The sequence below is a fragment of the Bacillus cereus group sp. MYBK139-1 genome (genome assembly GCF_051916915.1).
GTDB classification, from domain to species: domain Bacteria; phylum Bacillota; class Bacilli; order Bacillales; family Bacillaceae_G; genus Bacillus_A; species Bacillus_A pacificus.
Genome location: NZ_JBQAHO010000002.1, coordinates 630,692 through 647,404 on the forward strand (window position 1 = coordinate 630,692; position 16,713 = coordinate 647,404).

Sequence of the window (16,713 nt, forward strand, 5' to 3'; positions counted from 1 at the left end):
TTGCCACCTCTTATTTTTTTATAGTAAATTAAGTACTTTTTCTACTTTGATTCCTTTATCTTGTAAAGAACGAAGGCGATTGACAACGTCCATAATTTCTTTGTCAAATGTAACGCTAATACCTTGGCTTTGTAGTTCTTTTTTTAAGTCTTCAATAGAATCATCTATGTCGATGCCAAGCTCGTAATCTTGACAAACTTCAATTGTCTTTTTCACGAGTTTCACATAATTTTCTTGTAGTTTTGAATTTGTTTCAGTCAAAGCAGGTTGCTTCGGTTTTGCAGGCGCGACCGGTGCTGTCTCTTGCTTTGTAACTGGAGTTGGTACTTCTCGTTTCACAGGTGTTGGAGTAGATAATTCCACAGCTGCTTCTACACTTACTGGCTTAGGTGTCGGTGCTGCAGTAGGCTTAGGTGTTGGTGCTGTAGCAGGTGTTTCCACACGTGTAACAGTCTTTGGAGCAGGTGTAACTGCTTTTGGAGCTTCTACAACTACTTCTTTTTTCGGAGTAGCTTCTACAACTGTTTCTTCTTGTTCAGCAGCCTCTTTATTTTCTTTACTCCACATAACGCGTTCTATCTCTAGAGAAACATTATTTTTGTTCATCGCTGTTAATGTAACTTTACCAACTTCAGCGTTTCCAGTGAAATCAACAATTTTATAAATAACACTCTTGTTCCAATCCACGTTTCCGCTCAAAAATAATTCTTCGTTACATTTCGGCGTTAAGCCCTCGATTTTAATTTCTGCGTTTACACCGTTTTCACTATATACCATAATTAGCGAAGCATTTACATCTTCGTCTGCTAACATTAGTTCACGTACCATTTTGCCGGTGCGTACTTGCGTTTTCTTCTTAACTGACATCTAATTTCTCCTCTCAAAAATTCAGTAATAATAAAAAAATCGTATAACGAAAAATAATTGCTCACGAAGATTTATGATACCGATAATAAAAGCATCACGTCAACAATTAACTTTAATTATTTTGCATTTTTCTTATTTTCTTTATGAAATTTTTCAATTTGTAAAATTAGACAGAAGAAAAACAGCCTTTTGAAGGGCTGTTAAAAATTTGATTTTTTATATAGGAATTTATATAAAGCATAAAATAGGATAGCGAATAAAGCGTTTTGCCAAAAGGTTAGATGATAAATGAGGTAAGGTTGTTTTTTAAAATAAATATTTAAGAATATAGCAGAACAAAATGGGATAGCAAATGCGAATCCAAATAGAATTCTTCTTTTCCAATTCATTTTCTGATCAAAGGAGTATCGCTTTAATAAATATAAAATGAATAGTATACCTAGTATAATTATTGAAACAGATAAAGTAGTTCCAAGGATACTAAAAGGTGGACTTATTATTTCGGTGTTCTTTTCAAAAAAGAAACTGATAAGAGAAGCAATGGTGTCTATTCCAAACTGTATAGCGAGAAGTAAGCTAATAACAAAGCCGATTAAAGAAGTTTTTTCTAACATTGTTTGAACCGGCAAAGACGATATGAGTTCATCACAATAAGATTGTAAGTCATCACCAAAAATGTCATAAGCATTTTTATTTTCTCTTTGTGCTTCAATGAGATGGTCTAATATTTCTAGTAATAGTTCTTCTACTTGTTGCTCTGGCACGTTAGATAAACGAAGATAAACTAGCATATCGCTATAAGCAACTTCATTTTCAGGTGTTAGAAGTTCGCGTTGTTTGTTGTTCAATTTAATCATGTCTTGTGCATTCATCCCCATCACTCCCCCTGTAATAAATTGTTCACTGTTGTTGAAACCATTCCCCAGCTTTGTTTAAATTCTTCAAGCTGTTCTAATCCTTTATCCGTTACGTGATAATATTTTCTTTTTGGGCCAAGTGAGGAGGCTTTTAATGTTCCTTCAATCAATTTCTCTTTTTGCATACGTAACAATAACGGATATATGCTTCCTTCACTTACGAATGTAAATCCGTGTTTATTTAATTTTGTACTCAGTTCATATCCGTACACTTCTTCTTGTGAAATGATGTATAGGATGCAACCTTCGAGCACACCTTTTAACATTTGGCTGTGCATGATTTCACCACCTTTTACTCAGGTAACTTGCTGTGCAAGGTAGCTGTTATCCAAATTATAACATTCAGTAACTTGCAACACAAGTTACTGAAGTGGAAAACTTTAATGCGTGTTAATTTTTAAACGTTTCCCATACTAACGAGAGGAGGGAAGCATATGAAACCGTTTATGCCAAAACTTGTTTATTTTGAACCGAAGGCACTTGAATATCCACTTGGAAAAGAGCTGTATGAGAAGTTTACGAAGATGGGACTAGAGATTCGTGAAACGACATCCCATAATCAAATTAGAAATTTGCCGGGTGAAAATGATTTGCAAAAGTATCGTAATGCAAAATCAACGCTTGTCGTTGGGGTGAGGAAGACATTAAAGTTTGATACGTCAAAACCGTCAGCTGAATATGCGATTCCGCTTGCAACAGGATGTATGGGACATTGTCATTATTGTTATTTACAAACGACACTTGGGAGTAAGCCTTACGTTCGCGTGTATGTGAATCTTGAAGAAATATTTGAGAAAGCAAAGCAATATATGGATGAAAGAGCACCTGAAATAACAAGATTCGAAGCTGCTTGTACATCAGATATCGTTGGAATTGATCATTTAACACATGCATTAAAGCGGACGATAGAGTTTATTGGAGAAAGTGAATATGGGCGTTTACGTTTCGTTACGAAATATTCGCACGTTGATCATTTGTTAGATGCAAAACATAACGGAAAAACTCGTTTCAGGTTTAGTATTAATTCACGGTATGTAATTAAAAATTTTGAGCCGGGGACGTCACCGTTTGAAGAACGAATTGAAGCGGCTCGTAAAGTAGCAGGCGCGGGTTATCCGCTTGGGTTTATAGTTGCGCCGCTTTATATGCATGAAGGATGGGAAGAAGGATATCGTGAATTATTTGAGCGACTGTACAATGCACTAAAAGATTTGTCTATACCGAATTTAACATTTGAATTAATACAACATCGCTTTACAAAGCCAGCCAAAAAGGTCATACAAGAGCGTTATCCGAGTACGAAGCTTGAAATGGATGAAGAGAAGCGAAAATATAAATGGGGACGGTACGGCATTGGGAAATACGTATATAAAAAAGATGACGCAGCAGTATTAGAAGAAACAATAAGAGGTTATATACATGAGTTTTTTCCTGATGCAGAAATACAATACTTTACTTAAGAGGAGTCTGTATGCAAATACAGATTCTTTTTTGTTTTATATATTTAGGCTTGTTTTCAACTTGTCACGTTATTCTTTCTGGTGTATCATTTTATTGATTGCTTCGTACGGAATGAGCAAAATGAAATTGGATGGAGGAAACCGATGCCTACCCCTAGTATGGAAGATTATATTGAACAAATTTATTTGTTGATTGATGAAAAGGGTTATGCCCGCGTATCTGATATTGCTGAAGCGCTTAGTGTACATCCATCCTCTGTAACAAAAATGGTGCAAAAATTAGACAAAGATGAATATCTAATTTATGAAAAATATAGAGGGCTTGTATTAACATCAAAAGGTAAAAAAATCGGAGAACGTCTCGTATATCGTCATGAATTGTTAGAGCAATTTATGCGTATTATCGGTGTGGATGAAAGTAAGATTTACAATGATGTAGAAGGAATTGAACATCATTTAAGTTGGGAAGCAATTGACCGCATTGGCGATTTAGTGCAATACTTTGAACAAGATGAGGTTCGAGTGGAAACACTTCGTGGCGTTCAAAAAGCAAATGAAGAGAAAAGTAATTAAGGGGAACGTAAGTCGTTTCCTTTTTTATTTCAATCGAAAAGGATGGGAGAATTATGAAAGCAATTATTTTTGATTTTGATGGATTAATTGTGGACACAGAAACAATATGGTTTCACTCTTTCAGAGACGCCGTTCGTGAGTACGGTGGGGAGTTACCTTTAGAAGAATTTGCAAAGTGTATTGGAACGACAGATGATGTATTGTATGCCTATTTAAATGACCAATTAAAAGAGAAGTTTAACAAGCATGCATTAAAAGAAACAGTGAAAGCTTTACATAAAGAGAAAATGAAAATACCAGAAGCTCGTGACGGGGTAAAAGAATACTTACAAGAAGCGAAAGAAATGGGATTAAAAATCGCATTAGCTTCCAGTTCCTCTAGAGAATGGGTAATTCCTTTTTTGGAAGAGCTACAAATTCGAGATTATTTTGAAGTCATTAAAACGAGGGAAGATGTTGAGAAGGTAAAACCAGATCCAGCACTTTACCGAGTTACGATAGAAGATTTAGGGATTGATCCGTCTGAAGCGGTTGTATTTGAAGACTCGTTAAACGGATTGAAAGCAGCGATTGCAGCAGGGTTAACGTGCGTCGTTGTACCTAATGATGTGACACGTAATTTACCATTTGAAAATCATCACCTTCGAATTGAAAGTATGAAAGATAAAAGCTTGAAAGAAGTACTGCGAAATATAAAGAAAGACCGTATTTCCTAAAAGGAAGCACGGTCTTTCTTTTTGTTTTTTTTACCTTCAATGACAGTTAAATGAGATTGTTTTCTTTTTCGCTTTAAAGAAGAAGGATTCCCTTTTTTCCCTTTGTCATTAGAAGCGTTTGATTTAAAGAAAGAATTGCTTAGGGGTGCTACATTTTGTTTCCCATGTTTGCGGCTCGATTGTTTTGCAGCACGCTTATATGAGCTTTGCGAATTTGCTGAACCGCTAGAGTTTGTAAACATTTTGTAGAGTAAATAAAAGATACCAACGACAGCCAACATGATACCAATATTTCTTAACACTCCCATTGGATCTGTAATGACAGATGAAACAAGGCCGAATATTGCTAATCCGATAATAAGCACAAATATAGCGAAAGTAAACGAACGACCGTTCATAAGGAACACCTCCTAAAAACATATATTAAAATTAGTATATTAACGATGAGGAAAGGAGTTGAACACCATTTTTAAATAATTATTGTTTGTTTTCTAAACGTAATAATTCTTCAAACGATGCAATGGCTACTTCCACTTGATCATCTGTTGGTTCTTTCGTTGTTAATAGTTGTAGCCATAATCCGGGATATCCAAGTATGCGTAATACTGGAATATCGCGTAATCGATTCGTAAATTGTAACACTTCAAAAGAAATGCCGAGAACGACTGGAATTAATAAAATTCGGTTTACGACTCTGGCCCAAAGTGGATCTGTAGGGACAAGGAAATAAACAAACATTCCAATAATGACTGTAAATATAATGAAGCTACTGCCACAACGATAATGAAGGCGAGTTTGTTTTTGAACATTTTCTACAGTCAATGAAAGATTATTCTCATAGGCATTAATTACTTTATGCTCCGCACCATGGTACTGAAATACCCGCTTAATGAGTGGCGTTAAAGAAATAAAGTATATATAGCTCAATAATAGCATGAGCTTAATGACACTTTCGACAATGATTTGCCCTGTATGAGATGGGAAAATCGGTCTCGTTAATTCAGCTAGTAATGCAGGAACTGCTGTGAAAATGACTTTACCGAATATGAAAGATAAAACGCCAACTGCTGCAACTCCTAATACCATCGTTAACTTCGATTGTTCTTCTTTTTTATTTGCAATTTGTTCGTCTTCTTCTGGGGGAACATCAAATCGTTCTGAAGCAAAGTTTAAATGTTTTGCTCCGTTCGCGCTTGCATCCACAATAGCGGCAATCCCTCGTAAAAATGGAATTTTTTTTAGGATAGATAATGCTTTATTACGAACGCGTGGTAATCGATAAAATTCAATCGATTTATCTTTACGACGAACCGCTGTAACAGTATATTCTCTACCGCCAAACATAACTCCTTCTATGACCGCTTGCCCGCCATATATTTGTTTTGACTCTTCTGCCATGTTAACACCAACCTGTATTTGTTTCTCTCTTATGTAGAAAAAGAGGCAATTGTCATACTGGGTTCTGTCATTTTGAAATAAGACAATCACCGAGTTTCCTTTATTTTATCGACAAATACAAGTATATGACAAGGAAAAATGTTACGAGAGTCGGACATTTCTTATTCTTTTTATAGACAAATTTCGCAGTATTTAAACATGGTTCAAAATAGTTTCGGGCATACTATTGAGCGGAGGTGTCGATGTGAGTCAAGAACAATTAGGAACAAGGAATTTTGTACAAATTGGTTTATTTGGTGGACTGTTTTGGGGAGGGATATGGTATTTCCTTCATATATTTTCATTTACAGAAGCGGGACCGAACTATTTATTATTACCATTTGCCTTTGGAAGCTGGAAAGAAGGGGTATGGGGCAATGTGTCAGGAATTGTTTGTATGGCACTACTCTCGATTTTAATTGCCTTTTTATATAAAGCGTTTTTGGCAAAGTTTGAAGGAATTCTTCCAGGGATGATTTATGGTCTATTTTGGTGGGCGTTATTATTTTTCGGAGTGGGGTTAATAGCTCCTGCTATTAAAAGTGCACTCCATTTACCGAAAGAAACAATTGTGACGACAATATGCATCTTTATATTGTATGGTGTGTTTATAGCATACTCTGTTTCCTACGCAGTAAATACGAATAAAGCTGAGCAAGAAGGGGAAGAGAAGACAAACTATTCAAATAAGTAACTCCTATGTTAAAATGTTATATAGATATTTAATATTAAGGAGTTTTAAGCATATGAAAAAGGTACTCCTCGTAAACGGTCCTAACCTAAATCGCCTCGGTGTCAGGGAGGTAAATGTATATGGAAAGGGCACGCTAGCGACACTTGAAGCAGATATGAAGCAAGAAGCAGAAGCAATGGGAGTGGAGTTAGAATGTTTCCAATCGAATCATGAAGGTGCGATTATCGATCGTATTCATGAGGCAGAAGATATATATGAAGGAATCATTTTAAATCCTGGAGCATTTACGCATTATAGCTATGCGATTCGAGATGCAATTGCGAGCATTTCGATTCCTGTTATTGAAGTACATATTTCTAACATTCACCAGCGTGAGGCGTTCCGTCACGAATCTGTGACCGCAGCTGTTTGTGCGGGACAAATTGTTGGATTTGGTTTTTATGGCTATAAGTTAGCGTTATTTGCATTAATGGAGAAATTGAGGGAGGCATAAAGTAATGGAGAAAATCGAAAGATTAAGAAGTGCATTTGATGAGGCTGGTATTGACGGTATTTTGTTAACAAATGAACATAGTCGTAGATATATGGCTAACTTCACAGGAACAGCTGGTGTTGTACTCATTTCGAAAAACCGCGCTCAATTTATTACAGATTTCCGTTACGTAGAGCAAGCTACTAAACAAGCGGTTGGATACGAGATTGTACAGCATGCAGGACTAATCATTGATGAAGTTGCAAAGCAAGTGAAAGAATTAGGAATTCAAAAGCTTGGCTTTGAGCAAGATACTCTTACATATAGTTCTTATTCAGCGCATAAAGAAGCAATCGATGCTGAATTTATCCCAACTTCTGGGCTTGTAGAAAAGTTACGCTTGATAAAGACTGATTCAGAGATTAAGATATTAAAGGAAGCTGCACAGATTGCAGATGCTGCCTTTGAACATATTCTATCATTCATTCGCCCGGGAGTATCTGAAATTGAAGTGTCAAATGAACTTGAATTTTTCATGAGAAAACAAGGAGCAACATCTTCTTCGTTTGATATTATCGTTGCTTCAGGTCTTCGTTCGGCATTACCGCACGGCGTGGCATCTGAAAAAGTGATAGAAACAGGAGATTTCGTTACATTAGACTTCGGCGCTTATTACAAAGGATATTGCTCTGATATTACTCGTACGATCGCAGTTGGTGAACCATCTGATAAATTGAAAGAAATTTATAATATCGTTTTAGAAGCACAATTACGTGGTGTGAACGGTATTAAAGCTGGTTTAACAGGCCGTGAAGCGGATGCGTTAACGCGCGATTACATAACGGAAAAAGGATACGGTGAATACTTCGGACACTCTACTGGTCATGGAATTGGTCTTGAAATCCATGAAGCACCAGGTTTAGCGTTCCGTTCTGATACAGTACTTGAACCAGGTATGGCTGTAACAGTAGAACCAGGTATTTATATTCCAGGTATTGGCGGCGTACGTATTGAAGATGATATCATTGTAACAAGTGAAGGTAATGAAGTAATTACGAAATCACCAAAAGAACTTATTATTTTGTAATACACAGGAGGATTTTTTTACATGATTTCAGTAAACGATTTTCGTACAGGTTTAACAATTTCAGTGGATAATAGCCTTTGGCAAGTACTTGATTTCCAACACGTAAAGCCAGGTAAAGGTGCTGCATTCGTTCGTTCTAAACTACGTAACCTTCGCACAGGTTCTGTTCAAGAGAAAACATTCCGTGCAGGTGAGAAAGTAGAAAAAGCACACATCGAAAACCGTCGTATGCAATATTTATACGCAAGCGGTGAGGCTCACGTATTTATGGATAACGGAACTTATGAGCAAATCGAACTTGGTGAAAAACAAATCGAGCGCGAGCTTAAATTCCTAAAAGAAAACATGGAAGTATCTATTATGACTTACCAAGGCGAAGTACTTGGTGTTGAACTTCCAAACACAGTTGAATTACAAGTTACAGAAACAGAGCCAGGTATTAAAGGTGATACTGCTTCTAACGTAACAAAACCAGCTACATTAGAAACTGGCCTTGTTGTACAAGTACCAATCTTCATTAACGAAGGCGAAACACTTATCATCAACACTGGTGAAGGTAAATACGTTTCTCGTGCATAGTAGAAAAGCACTCGTGATTATCACGAGTGCTTTTTTTATAGAAAATAGGGCAGATAATAAATAGTAGTTATTATAAAACTGAAAGCTGTAAGACTAGCAGCACCTGTTGTGTAAGGACCCCATGTCATTTGAAAAGGTTTTACCGTACCTGTTTTATATATAGTGTGATCAATGTTGTTATTTTGATTTATATTTAAAGCAATGAGCCAGATTGCCCCGAATATCGCTAAACTACCAAGAAAAAAGGCCTCCATAAATGACCAACCGACCAATAATGAAAAAAGATAAATAAGAGCTACTTCTACTACAACGGTTAAACTAATTTTCAATATCTTCATATTTTTCCTCCTCCTTTTGTAGGTCTAGCCAATTGAGAAAGTTCTCACGTGACACAACATGTAGTACACAAGAAGATTTTACTTCATTCTCTAAGGCAGAATGTTCATTAGGGAACGTATCTTCCACATGCAATGAAATATAAGGTAGTTTTTCTTGTGCTTTTAACGAGCGAATATTATTCGTTTTAGCACCAGTAAATACGTAGGAAAGTTGTAAGTCTAAAAAGGCGATTTTAAAGATTTCTTTTTTAGCAGCCTCATTATATCCTTTTCCCCAGTACGGATAGCCGAGCCAACTACCAATGTGAGATTGTTTCTTCTCGTAATTAATATGTTTAAGTGTGGTGAGACCAATTATTTCATTCTCTTCATTTACAATCACTCTCGATAAAGACTTCTTTTGGCGTTCTTCTTCTATGGCGAAAAGAAGGAATGCTTTCGTGTCTTCGATTGTTTCTACTTTTATTCCTAATGCATTTTTTACGTGTGGATCACTTGATAGCTTGAAAATCGCATTTGCATAGCGTAAATCTAGTGGTACTAAAGTAACTTGTTGCATCGTCTATTCCCCTTTCAAATTAAATATACCATAATATACCATTTGAAATAAGGATATTCAGATTAATAGAAGACGGTAGATAAAAATTATGTTTTTAATTCTGAAATAGACAACCTCTGCATATGGTTGTACAAATATATTCTTTTTTGGAGTGCAGCACTAGTAACCGTTATGGGAGAGGGTGGGAGAATGAAACAGTGGCTAGCGGCAATGGAAACATCCGTGCTTGTTATGGGAGCACTTCGATTATTTTCAGGTAGTGCGGAAATATTTGCTGCTTTGCTTATGCTCTATGTGAATGATGCAAAGAAAGCATTGTTTATAAATAGTATGTTGGCGTTTGTTGGACCGACCGTATTAATTTTAACAATGACAATAGGTATAGCGAGTGTGGCAAGCGAGATTTCTTTCTTGAAACTCTTTTTTTTAACGCTTGGAATTGGCTGCATTTTTATCGCGTTGTTGAAATAAGTAAGTCGAGTATAGTGGGGCGAAGCTGATGAAAGAAGTATTAGAAGTTTTACCGAAAACGATGAAGCAGTTAGTGGAAAGTTGTAAGCAGTACGATGCTCTAGAGGAAATCCGAGTTCGAATTGGAAGACCGCTAGAGTGTATTGCTCATGGTGAAGTGTTTTTTTATGACTATGTCGTTACAGCAGATGATGCTATTTACTTATTGAATAAGTTAAGTCACTTCTCAATTTATACGATGGAAGAAGAATTAAAGCGTGGGTATGTGACACTTCGAGGTGGGCATAGAATAGGCCTAGCAGGAAAAGTCATTACAGAAAAAAGCACAGTGAAAATGATTCGAGATGTCTCTTCTTTTAATATTCGTATTGCTCGTCAAAAAATAGGAATTGCTGAACCGCTTTTACCGTATTTGTATGAATCACGATGGTTAAACACGATGGTAATTGGCCCGCCACAAACGGGGAAAACAACACTTTTAAGAGATGTAGCGCGTTGCATGAGTCAAGGTGTAAGTACTTCGAAAATTCCTTCTTGTAAAGTCGGGATTGTTGATGAACGGTCAGAAATTGCTGGCTGTGTGAAAGGTATCCCGCAATATGACTTTGGCACACGAGTAGATGTGTTAGATGCATGTCCAAAAGCTGAAGGAATGATGATGATGATCCGTTCTATGAGCCCAGATATATTAATTGTGGATGAAATTGGGCGTAAAGAAGATAGTGAAGCAATTATGGAGGCTGTACATGCAGGGGTTCAGCTTTTTATAAGTGCACATGGATTTTCCTATGATGATGTTGTGAAACGCCCATCATTAAAGGCAGTGCTAGAGCTCGGCATTTTTGATAGGTTTGTGGAATTGTCAAAAGCAAGAGGGCCAGGAACAGTTATGCAAGTGAAAGATAAATATGGAAAACCGGTATTACCTCATAGAAAGGCTGAGAGCGTATGGTGAAAATATTTGGTGCAGTGTTAATCGTTGCGGTCAGCACCTTTTTCGGGTTTTCATACGCTAAAAGATACAGTGAGAGACCGAGACAACTTAGATTATTAAAAGCAGCACTGCAATCATTAGAGGCGGAAATTATGTATGGGCATACACCATTGTCTGAAGCCGCTGAGAGATTAGTGAAACAAATGCCGAAGCCGTTAAATTGGATATTTCAAAGTTTCGCTAGCAGGCTAGAAAGCGGAGAACAAACAGTTAGAGAAGCTTGGATAGATAGTTTGAAAGAAAATTGGAAGCTAACAGCATTTCAACAAACGGAGTACGAGATTTTACAGCAATTTGGTGAAACGCTTGGACAACATGATCGTGAATCACAACAAAAACATATTCGCTTATGTATTACACATTTAGAGAGAGAAGAAGAAGAAGCGAAAGCATTACAACTGCAATATGAAAAGATGATTAAGAGCTTAGGAGTACTAGCGGGGCTACTTATCGTAATTTTACTGCTATAGGGGGGAGAAAGGCGATGTCCATTGATGTTGGATTAATATTTCAAATCGCCGGAATCGGCATTGTTTTAGCTTTCATCCATACTGTACTAAAAGAATTAAAGCGTGAGGATATTGCAAATTGGGTTATCCTTGTCGGTTTTGTCGTTATTTTATTTCATGTCGCATTTTTAATTAATACACTATTCGACAAGATTAAAAGTGTCTTTCTCTTCCAGTAAAGGGGGCGGTTCGAATCGAAATTATACAAATTGTCGGATTAGGCCTCGTTGCTACGTTTTTAGCAGCTGTATTGAATCAGCATAAATCTAGCATTACGTCATTATTTATTGTGTTCGTAGGTAGCGTAATGTTCCTTCTTTTAATTGATCAAATTCACGCTATTTTACAAATGATTGAGAGAGTAGCGAGTGAAGCGAAAGTTAGCAACGTATATGTAGAAACGTTACTAAAAATTATTGGGATTGCTTATATCGCTGAGTTTGGAGCGCAAATTACAAAGGATGCAGGGCAGGGGGCAATCGCTTCAAAAATTGAATTAGCTGGAAAGATTTTAATTCTCGTTATGGCGATCCCTATTTTGACGGTTGTAATTGAAACTATTCTCGGATTTTTACCGACGGGATAAGGGGGAGTGAATGTTGAGGGAGTTTGGAGCTAAGCTGCTATTTGCTTGCTTCCTTTTCTTTTCTTTACCGGTTGTTGTACAAGCTTCTCCTGTAGAGACAAACGTCGTTGATCAACAATTGGATAAGCTCGGAATTGAAGATGTGAAGCAATTTTGGGACGGGCTTGTTACAAAATATGGAGGTTACTTACCAGAGAGTCAAAAAGGTAGCTTTATGGAGTTTGTAAAGGGAGAAAAAGAAATTTCTATAAAAGAGTGGATGCTAGGTTTATTAAAGTACTTATTTCACGAGCTTGTTGCAAATGGGAAACTACTTGGAACGCTCATTATGCTCACAATTTTTAGTGCATTATTGCAATCACTGCAATCGGCATTTTCAAAGAGTAGTGTAAGTAAAATTGCTGATGCGGTTGTATATATGGTACTGATTATTTTCGCTTTAAATAGCTTTTATGTCGTCATGACATATGCAAGAGAAACGATACAAACAATGGTAGATTTCATATTAGCGTTATTGCCTATCTTGCTTGCACTTATAGCGACAGGCGGTGGTGTTGTATCCGTATCGTTTTTTCATCCGATTATCATCTTTTTAATGAATACGAGTGGGCTTCTGATGAATTATATCGTTCTACCACTTTTATTACTTGCAACGATATTAAGTATTGTAAGTACGATGAGTGATCAATATAAAGTTACGAAATTGTCCAAGCTTCTGCAAAACGTTAGCGTCGGGATTATCGGTATCTTTTTAACGATTTTTTTAGGCGTATTATCTGTACAAGGAACAGCGACAGCTGTTGCTGATGGAATCGCTGTGAAAACAGCTAAATTTGTAACAGGGAACTTTATTCCCGTAGTAGGAAGGATGTTTACCGAGGCAGCGGATACAGTTATTAGTGCGTCGGGATTATTAAAAAACACAGTCGGAATTATTGGGCTCGTCATTCTATGCTTAATTGTCGCTTTTCCAGCGATTCAAATTTTTTGCATAGCATTTATTTATAAGTTCGCAGCAGCAGTATTGCAACCAGTTGGCGGCGGAGCAATTATTCAATGTTTAGATATCATTGGACGGAGCATTATTTATGTATTTGCTTGCTTAGCTATCGTATCGTTTATGTTCTTTTTAAGTATCACAATTATTATTGCTGCGGGGAACATTACACTTATGATGCGGTAGGAGGTGAAGGGTATGCAATTTGTTACAGAGTGGATTCGAAATATTATCGTTTTTTTACTCTTAGCTACAATGCTTCATCTTATTCTTCCAAATTCTAATTTGCAAAAGTACGTTAAATTCGTTGTAAGTCTATTATTAGTTGTTTTAATTTTAACGCCGCTTTTTAAACTATTGCAAACAGATGTAAATGAAGTAATCGCAAATTTTAATGAAGAGAAGTACGTAGCAGAAGGATCTGTAAAAAATTCAATAGATTCGAAGAAAAAAGAAATACAAGCTCTAACACGTGCATATAGTTTAGAAGAGATGGCTACCAAAATGAAAAAAGAAGTAGGAAAAGAGTTTGAGAAACAGTATGGTATGTCAGTCTCTGAAATACAAATAGTCGCGGCGGAAAGCACAGCGGAAGTAAAGTCAGCGAAAGATATTCAATCTGTTGTTGTGACGTTGAAAGAAAAAGAGCGTAGTAAAAATGATGCAATCGAAACAGTAAAACCAGTTGAAATTAACACGAAAGAACCACCGAAAAAGGTAGAGGAAACGAATGTAGAAATGAAAGACTTCTTTTCAAGCAGGTGGCAACTAGAGAATAAACAAATCCAAGTTCAAATGGAAGGGAGGACAGGTAGAGTAAATGGACAATAAAGATAAAAATTCGAAGTTCTCATTTTTTCGAAACTTATTGAATGGAGATGAAAAAGAAAGTAATGAGAAGGGAAAAAAGGTAACACCTAAGTTCTTACTTGTCCTACTCATACTTGGAATGTTGCTTATGTTTTCTAGTAGTTTTTTTTCAAGTAAAAAAGAAGAAGTACCTGTATTTAAAGAACAAAAAACTCAAAACCAAGAAAAAGACGTACCAACTTTTGGACAAAAAAATAATGATAATATGTCAAATGTAGAAAAATATGAAAAAGCGTATGAGCAAGAATTAAAAGCAGCCTTAGAAGAAATAGCAGGAGTAAAAGATGTAACGATTAATGTGAATTTAGACTCATCAGAGGAAAAAATATTAGAAAAAAATACAGTGAAACGCTCACAAACAACAGGTGAAACAGATAAAACAGGTGGTCAGAGGAAAGTAGAAGACGAGTCTCTTGATGAAAAGACAGTCATTATACGTGAAGGGGATAAAGAAACTCCCGTTGTTTTACGAACAGAGAAACCGAAAGTGCGAGGTGTTCTTGTCGTAGCAAAGGGAGTGGATAATATACAAGTTAAAGCGATGGTAAAAGAAGCTGTCATACGGCTGCTAGATGTACCAGCCCATCGCGTTTCAGTATCACCGAAAAATTGATAGGGAGGAAATAAAGTGTTAAAAAAACAAACGGTTTGGCTATTAACGATGTTGAGTTTAGTTGTTGTACTATCTGTGTATTACGTAACAACTCCAGAAAAAATGAATACAGCATCGCCGACAACAGGGGAAAAGATTGGACAAGAAAAACAAGGTACTGATAAAGCAGTAACAAATGAAGCACCTAAAGAAACACCAAAAAAAGAGAATACAAGTAAGGAAACATCAAATAAAGAGACAAACAAAGAAACAGAGAAAAAAGAGAGTACTACAAAAGAAAGTGCTACAAAAGAAACAAGTAAAAAAGAAGCTAACGTGACAGTTCAATCAAGTGATGAAAATTTTACAGCGTTACGTATGCAAATGGAAGATCAGCGAAGTGAACAAAAAGCAAGATTACAAGAAGTGATGAATTCAGCAAAATCTTCAGCAACAGAAAAAAGTAAAGCAAAAGATAATTTTGATGCCATTACGACAATGGAAACGAAACAAGAATTACTTGAGACAGTAATTAAATCTCAAGGTGGATATAAAGATGCCCTTGTAAGAGCTGATGGAACTGACATTAAAGTAACTGTAAAAGCAGCAAAGCATTCACAAAAAGAAGCGAATAAAATTATACAACTTGTAAGAAGTGAAGGCGGATCAAAAGATGTAGGTGTAAAATTTGATCCACCAACAAAATAAAACGAATAATCCGCGGGGAAATCCTCCGCGGATTATTCGTTTTTAAGACTCGGATTGTTTGAAAATAGTTAGATAAAGTGAAACTTTAATCAGTGGGGTAAAAAATAATAGAAAAAAAGCTATCATTTTCGATAGCTTTTTTCTGTTTCGTCTTTGTAATTGTTTTTACTATGTTCAACTCGGAACGGAGAAATACGTTGTGAGTAAAAGATTAGTGGTTCATGGTAGCAGTGATTACTTTTTCCGGATTTGACGTGGATGAAGAGAACGAATGCCCAGACCATTACGGCAGGTAAGAAGAGAATGAGCCATATCATATGTCCACACCTCGATACAATATATTTTCTACACTTTGAACATACTATTCTTATATGAAGGAATGATGAACGACGTGTAAACAAAAAAATAATATTTGGTAAAAATACGTTATTGACTATAGATGTGGCGAAGAGTAGAGCGTGAGTGGGGTGTTTACTGTGTACAGTTTTGAATAAGTAGTGGATGTTTTTTAGGAAGTGGTCTTGCCAATTTCGTGTGAAACTTGGTATTATTACTAGGTATTAAATTTTTATTGGGATAACATTTTTACAGGAATTTCGATTTATTATAAAGAAATATAAATTGGAATGTTTAAAAAATTTATCGTAAGATGGAAATAGTAACTATTTCTATTAGTAAATGAAATGCATTTTCTAATAGAGTACATCGTATTTTTACAGTCAATCTAGTTTTTAGTGACGAGAAATCTGTAAAAACGGGACAAACAAGAGTATGGGAGTGGATTTTACATGTTTAAAATTCAAGAAGTTCGTGAATTAATTAAATTAATTGATAGCTCTAATATTGATGAATTTGAATACAAAAAAGATGGTACGACAATCAAAATGAAAAAGCGTGGTAATGAAGTTGTTGCGGTGCAAGCACCTGTAGCAAAACAAGCCGTGCAACCAGTAGCACCTGTTGAAGTTGAAACAACAGTAGCGGCAGCGCAAGTGGAAGTGCAAAAACAAGAAGAGAAAAAAGCTGTTCAGAATGAAAACCTACATAAAATTACATCACCAATGGTAGGTACATTCTATTCTTCTTCTTCTCCTGATACGCCTCCATATGTAAGTGTAGGGGATAGAGTATCGAAAGATTCTATCGTATGTATTGTCGAGGCTATGAAGTTATTTAACGAAATCGATGCAGATATAGATGGCGAAATTGTTGAGATTCTTGTTAATAACGGACAGCTTGTTGAGTATGGACAACCGCTATTTCTTGTAAAAGCGTAATAAGGGAGTC

25 protein-coding genes are annotated in these 16,713 nt (G+C 36.2%); 17 read left to right on the forward strand and 8 right to left on the reverse strand.

The features are described 5' to 3' along the window. Window positions 1-18 precede the first annotated feature (18 nt). The 3 genes from ACTFRS_RS14435 to ACTFRS_RS14445 all read right to left on the reverse strand — a co-directional run bounded on the left by ACTFRS_RS14435 (window position 19) and on the right by ACTFRS_RS14445 (window position 2,062). On the reverse strand, window positions 19-867 hold the full coding sequence (locus ACTFRS_RS14435) for a hypothetical protein (RefSeq protein ID WP_440024794.1): 849 nt from the start codon (window positions 865-867) through the stop codon (window positions 19-21). Window positions 868-1,067: 200 nt separating this feature from the next. Beyond that, window positions 1,068-1,739: a DUF1129 family protein gene (locus tag ACTFRS_RS14440; protein WP_139866696.1), complete on the reverse strand. Its 672-nt coding sequence runs from the start codon at window positions 1,737-1,739 to the stop codon at window positions 1,068-1,070. 5 nt (window positions 1,740-1,744) lie between these two features. Then, the gene (locus ACTFRS_RS14445) at window positions 1,745-2,062 is read right to left on the reverse strand and encodes a PadR family transcriptional regulator (protein ID WP_000556083.1); all 318 of its coding nucleotides are present in this window, start codon (window positions 2,060-2,062) and stop codon (window positions 1,745-1,747) included. A gap of 156 nt (window positions 2,063-2,218) precedes the next feature. Between ACTFRS_RS14445 and splB the strand changes: the two genes are divergently transcribed. The 3 genes from splB (at window position 2,219) to ACTFRS_RS14460 (ending at window position 4,533) form a co-directional block, all read left to right on the forward strand. Further along, window positions 2,219-3,244 (forward strand): spore photoproduct lyase, encoded by a 1,026-nt coding sequence (gene splB / locus ACTFRS_RS14450; RefSeq protein ID WP_139866698.1) that lies wholly within the window; start codon window positions 2,219-2,221, stop codon window positions 3,242-3,244. A gap of 144 nt (window positions 3,245-3,388) precedes the next feature. Beyond that, complete coding sequence (gene mntR, locus ACTFRS_RS14455) at window positions 3,389-3,817, forward strand: transcriptional regulator MntR (protein WP_001143076.1); 429 nt, start codon at window positions 3,389-3,391, stop codon at window positions 3,815-3,817. 53 nt (window positions 3,818-3,870) lie between these two features. Then, entirely contained in the window at window positions 3,871-4,533 is a 663-nt protein-coding gene (locus ACTFRS_RS14460) for an HAD family hydrolase (RefSeq protein WP_139866700.1), read from the forward strand. Here ACTFRS_RS14460 and ACTFRS_RS14465 read toward each other — a convergent pair. Both ACTFRS_RS14465 and ACTFRS_RS14470 read right to left on the reverse strand, forming a co-directional pair. After that, window positions 4,530-4,931: an SA1362 family protein gene (locus tag ACTFRS_RS14465; RefSeq protein ID WP_139866702.1), complete on the reverse strand. Its 402-nt coding sequence runs from the start codon at window positions 4,929-4,931 to the stop codon at window positions 4,530-4,532. The genes ACTFRS_RS14460 and ACTFRS_RS14465 overlap by 4 nt on opposite strands. A gap of 79 nt (window positions 4,932-5,010) precedes the next feature. After that, window positions 5,011-5,931: a DUF1385 domain-containing protein gene (locus ACTFRS_RS14470; protein ID WP_242294009.1), complete on the reverse strand. Its 921-nt coding sequence runs from the start codon at window positions 5,929-5,931 to the stop codon at window positions 5,011-5,013. A 244-nt stretch (window positions 5,932-6,175) separates the two neighbouring features. On the opposite strand from ACTFRS_RS14470, the gene ACTFRS_RS14475 reads away from it, so the two are divergent. Genes ACTFRS_RS14475 through efp form a run of 4 tightly spaced genes read left to right on the forward strand, consistent with a single transcriptional unit; the run spans window position 6,176 to window position 8,802 of the window. Next, window positions 6,176-6,664 (forward strand): YqhR family membrane protein, encoded by a 489-nt coding sequence (locus tag ACTFRS_RS14475; RefSeq protein ID WP_440024791.1) that lies wholly within the window; start codon window positions 6,176-6,178, stop codon window positions 6,662-6,664. 52 nt (window positions 6,665-6,716) lie between these two features. Continuing rightward, on the forward strand, window positions 6,717-7,157 hold the full coding sequence (gene aroQ / locus ACTFRS_RS14480) for a type II 3-dehydroquinate dehydratase (RefSeq protein WP_242294008.1): 441 nt from the start codon (window positions 6,717-6,719) through the stop codon (window positions 7,155-7,157). Window positions 7,158-7,161: 4 nt separating this feature from the next. Next, window positions 7,162-8,223: a Xaa-Pro dipeptidase gene (gene pepQ, locus ACTFRS_RS14485; RefSeq protein WP_000411051.1), complete on the forward strand. Its 1,062-nt coding sequence runs from the start codon at window positions 7,162-7,164 to the stop codon at window positions 8,221-8,223. A 21-nt stretch (window positions 8,224-8,244) separates the two neighbouring features. Next, on the forward strand, window positions 8,245-8,802 hold the full coding sequence (gene efp / locus ACTFRS_RS14490) for an elongation factor P (RefSeq protein ID WP_088297952.1): 558 nt from the start codon (window positions 8,245-8,247) through the stop codon (window positions 8,800-8,802). Window positions 8,803-8,837: 35 nt separating this feature from the next. Here efp and ACTFRS_RS14495 read toward each other — a convergent pair whose 3' ends face one another. Both ACTFRS_RS14495 and ACTFRS_RS14500 read right to left on the reverse strand, forming a co-directional pair. Further along, window positions 8,838-9,140, reverse strand: coding sequence for a hypothetical protein (locus tag ACTFRS_RS14495; RefSeq protein WP_139866708.1), 303 nt, complete (start codon window positions 9,138-9,140; stop codon window positions 8,838-8,840). After that, on the reverse strand, window positions 9,121-9,699 hold the full coding sequence (locus ACTFRS_RS14500; RefSeq protein WP_139866710.1) for a GNAT family N-acetyltransferase: 579 nt from the start codon (window positions 9,697-9,699) through the stop codon (window positions 9,121-9,123). The genes ACTFRS_RS14495 and ACTFRS_RS14500 overlap by 20 nt, the downstream gene beginning before the upstream one ends. 189 nt (window positions 9,700-9,888) lie before the next feature. Here ACTFRS_RS14500 and ACTFRS_RS14505 point away from each other — a divergent pair, with 189 nt between their 5' ends. Genes ACTFRS_RS14505 through ACTFRS_RS14545 form a run of 9 tightly spaced genes read left to right on the forward strand, consistent with a single transcriptional unit; the run spans window position 9,889 to window position 15,426 of the window. After that, window positions 9,889-10,170, forward strand: a complete 282-nt coding sequence (locus ACTFRS_RS14505) for a YqhV family protein (RefSeq protein ID WP_000816052.1) — start codon at window positions 9,889-9,891, stop codon at window positions 10,168-10,170. Between the two features lie 28 nt (window positions 10,171-10,198). Beyond that, the gene (gene spoIIIAA, locus ACTFRS_RS14510) at window positions 10,199-11,125 is read left to right on the forward strand and encodes a stage III sporulation protein AA (RefSeq protein ID WP_139866712.1); all 927 of its coding nucleotides are present in this window, start codon (window positions 10,199-10,201) and stop codon (window positions 11,123-11,125) included. Further along, window positions 11,119-11,634: a stage III sporulation protein SpoIIIAB gene (spoIIIAB, locus tag ACTFRS_RS14515; protein ID WP_000238697.1), complete on the forward strand. Its 516-nt coding sequence runs from the start codon at window positions 11,119-11,121 to the stop codon at window positions 11,632-11,634. The genes spoIIIAA and spoIIIAB overlap by 7 nt, the downstream gene beginning before the upstream one ends. Window positions 11,635-11,648: 14 nt before the next feature. Further along, complete coding sequence (gene spoIIIAC, locus ACTFRS_RS14520) at window positions 11,649-11,852, forward strand: stage III sporulation protein AC (RefSeq protein ID WP_000020914.1); 204 nt, start codon at window positions 11,649-11,651, stop codon at window positions 11,850-11,852. Between the two features lie 23 nt (window positions 11,853-11,875). After that, window positions 11,876-12,259, forward strand: a complete 384-nt coding sequence (gene spoIIIAD / locus ACTFRS_RS14525) for a stage III sporulation protein AD (protein ID WP_077317075.1) — start codon at window positions 11,876-11,878, stop codon at window positions 12,257-12,259. Between the two features lie 10 nt (window positions 12,260-12,269). Then, a complete protein-coding gene (gene spoIIIAE, locus ACTFRS_RS14530; RefSeq protein WP_000943119.1) occupies window positions 12,270-13,442 on the forward strand; it encodes a stage III sporulation protein AE in 1,173 nt (390 codons plus the stop codon). 12 nt (window positions 13,443-13,454) lie between these two features. Further along, window positions 13,455-14,087: a stage III sporulation protein AF gene (gene spoIIIAF / locus ACTFRS_RS14535; RefSeq protein ID WP_001161052.1), complete on the forward strand. Its 633-nt coding sequence runs from the start codon at window positions 13,455-13,457 to the stop codon at window positions 14,085-14,087. Continuing rightward, the gene (gene spoIIIAG / locus ACTFRS_RS14540) at window positions 14,077-14,739 is read left to right on the forward strand and encodes a stage III sporulation protein AG (protein ID WP_042875516.1); all 663 of its coding nucleotides are present in this window, start codon (window positions 14,077-14,079) and stop codon (window positions 14,737-14,739) included. The genes spoIIIAF and spoIIIAG overlap by 11 nt, the downstream gene beginning before the upstream one ends. A gap of 15 nt (window positions 14,740-14,754) precedes the next feature. Continuing rightward, entirely contained in the window at window positions 14,755-15,426 is a 672-nt protein-coding gene (locus tag ACTFRS_RS14545) for a SpoIIIAH-like family protein (protein WP_139866714.1), read from the forward strand. A gap of 122 nt (window positions 15,427-15,548) precedes the next feature. On the opposite strand, the gene ACTFRS_RS14550 is transcribed toward ACTFRS_RS14545, so the two are convergent. After that, window positions 15,549-15,743, reverse strand: a complete 195-nt coding sequence (locus ACTFRS_RS14550) for a DNA recombination protein RecO (RefSeq protein WP_139866716.1) — start codon at window positions 15,741-15,743, stop codon at window positions 15,549-15,551. 471 nt (window positions 15,744-16,214) lie between these two features. On the opposite strand from ACTFRS_RS14550, the gene accB reads away from it, so the two are divergent. Continuing rightward, a complete protein-coding gene (gene accB / locus ACTFRS_RS14555) occupies window positions 16,215-16,703 on the forward strand; it encodes an acetyl-CoA carboxylase biotin carboxyl carrier protein (protein WP_139866718.1) in 489 nt (162 codons plus the stop codon). The last annotated feature ends 10 nt before the right edge of the window (window positions 16,704-16,713 follow it).

Bases quoted from the DNA above. Each gene is read 5' to 3' on its own strand.
- ACTFRS_RS14435 (WP_440024794.1), bottom strand. From the start codon at position 867: ATGTCAGTTAAGAAGAAAACGCAAGTACGCACCGGCAAAATGGTACGT.
- ACTFRS_RS14440 (WP_139866696.1), bottom strand. From the start codon at position 1,739: ATGAATGCACAAGACATGATTAAATTGAACAACAAACAACGCGAACTT.
- ACTFRS_RS14445 (WP_000556083.1), bottom strand. From the start codon at position 2,062: ATGCACAGCCAAATGTTAAAAGGTGTGCTCGAAGGTTGCATCCTATAC.
- splB (WP_139866698.1), top strand. From the start codon at position 2,219: ATGAAACCGTTTATGCCAAAACTTGTTTATTTTGAACCGAAGGCACTT.
- mntR (WP_001143076.1), top strand. From the start codon at position 3,389: ATGCCTACCCCTAGTATGGAAGATTATATTGAACAAATTTATTTGTTG.
- ACTFRS_RS14460 (WP_139866700.1), top strand. From the start codon at position 3,871: ATGAAAGCAATTATTTTTGATTTTGATGGATTAATTGTGGACACAGAA.
- ACTFRS_RS14465 (WP_139866702.1), bottom strand. From the start codon at position 4,931: ATGAACGGTCGTTCGTTTACTTTCGCTATATTTGTGCTTATTATCGGA.
- ACTFRS_RS14470 (WP_242294009.1), bottom strand. From the start codon at position 5,931: ATGGCAGAAGAGTCAAAACAAATATATGGCGGGCAAGCGGTCATAGAA.
- aroQ (WP_242294008.1), top strand. From the start codon at position 6,717: ATGAAAAAGGTACTCCTCGTAAACGGTCCTAACCTAAATCGCCTCGGT.
- pepQ (WP_000411051.1), top strand. From the start codon at position 7,162: ATGGAGAAAATCGAAAGATTAAGAAGTGCATTTGATGAGGCTGGTATT.
- efp (WP_088297952.1), top strand. From the start codon at position 8,245: ATGATTTCAGTAAACGATTTTCGTACAGGTTTAACAATTTCAGTGGAT.
- ACTFRS_RS14495 (WP_139866708.1), bottom strand. From the start codon at position 9,140: ATGAAGATATTGAAAATTAGTTTAACCGTTGTAGTAGAAGTAGCTCTT.
- ACTFRS_RS14500 (WP_139866710.1), bottom strand. From the start codon at position 9,699: ATGCAACAAGTTACTTTAGTACCACTAGATTTACGCTATGCAAATGCG.
- ACTFRS_RS14505 (WP_000816052.1), top strand. From the start codon at position 9,889: ATGAAACAGTGGCTAGCGGCAATGGAAACATCCGTGCTTGTTATGGGA.
- spoIIIAA (WP_139866712.1), top strand. From the start codon at position 10,199: ATGAAAGAAGTATTAGAAGTTTTACCGAAAACGATGAAGCAGTTAGTG.
- spoIIIAB (WP_000238697.1), top strand. From the start codon at position 11,119: ATGGTGAAAATATTTGGTGCAGTGTTAATCGTTGCGGTCAGCACCTTT.
- spoIIIAC (WP_000020914.1), top strand. From the start codon at position 11,649: ATGTCCATTGATGTTGGATTAATATTTCAAATCGCCGGAATCGGCATT.
- spoIIIAE (WP_000943119.1), top strand. From the start codon at position 12,270: ATGTTGAGGGAGTTTGGAGCTAAGCTGCTATTTGCTTGCTTCCTTTTC.
- spoIIIAF (WP_001161052.1), top strand. From the start codon at position 13,455: ATGCAATTTGTTACAGAGTGGATTCGAAATATTATCGTTTTTTTACTC.
- spoIIIAG (WP_042875516.1), top strand. From the start codon at position 14,077: ATGGACAATAAAGATAAAAATTCGAAGTTCTCATTTTTTCGAAACTTA.
- ACTFRS_RS14550 (WP_139866716.1), bottom strand. From the start codon at position 15,743: ATGATATGGCTCATTCTCTTCTTACCTGCCGTAATGGTCTGGGCATTC.
- accB (WP_139866718.1), top strand. From the start codon at position 16,215: ATGTTTAAAATTCAAGAAGTTCGTGAATTAATTAAATTAATTGATAGC.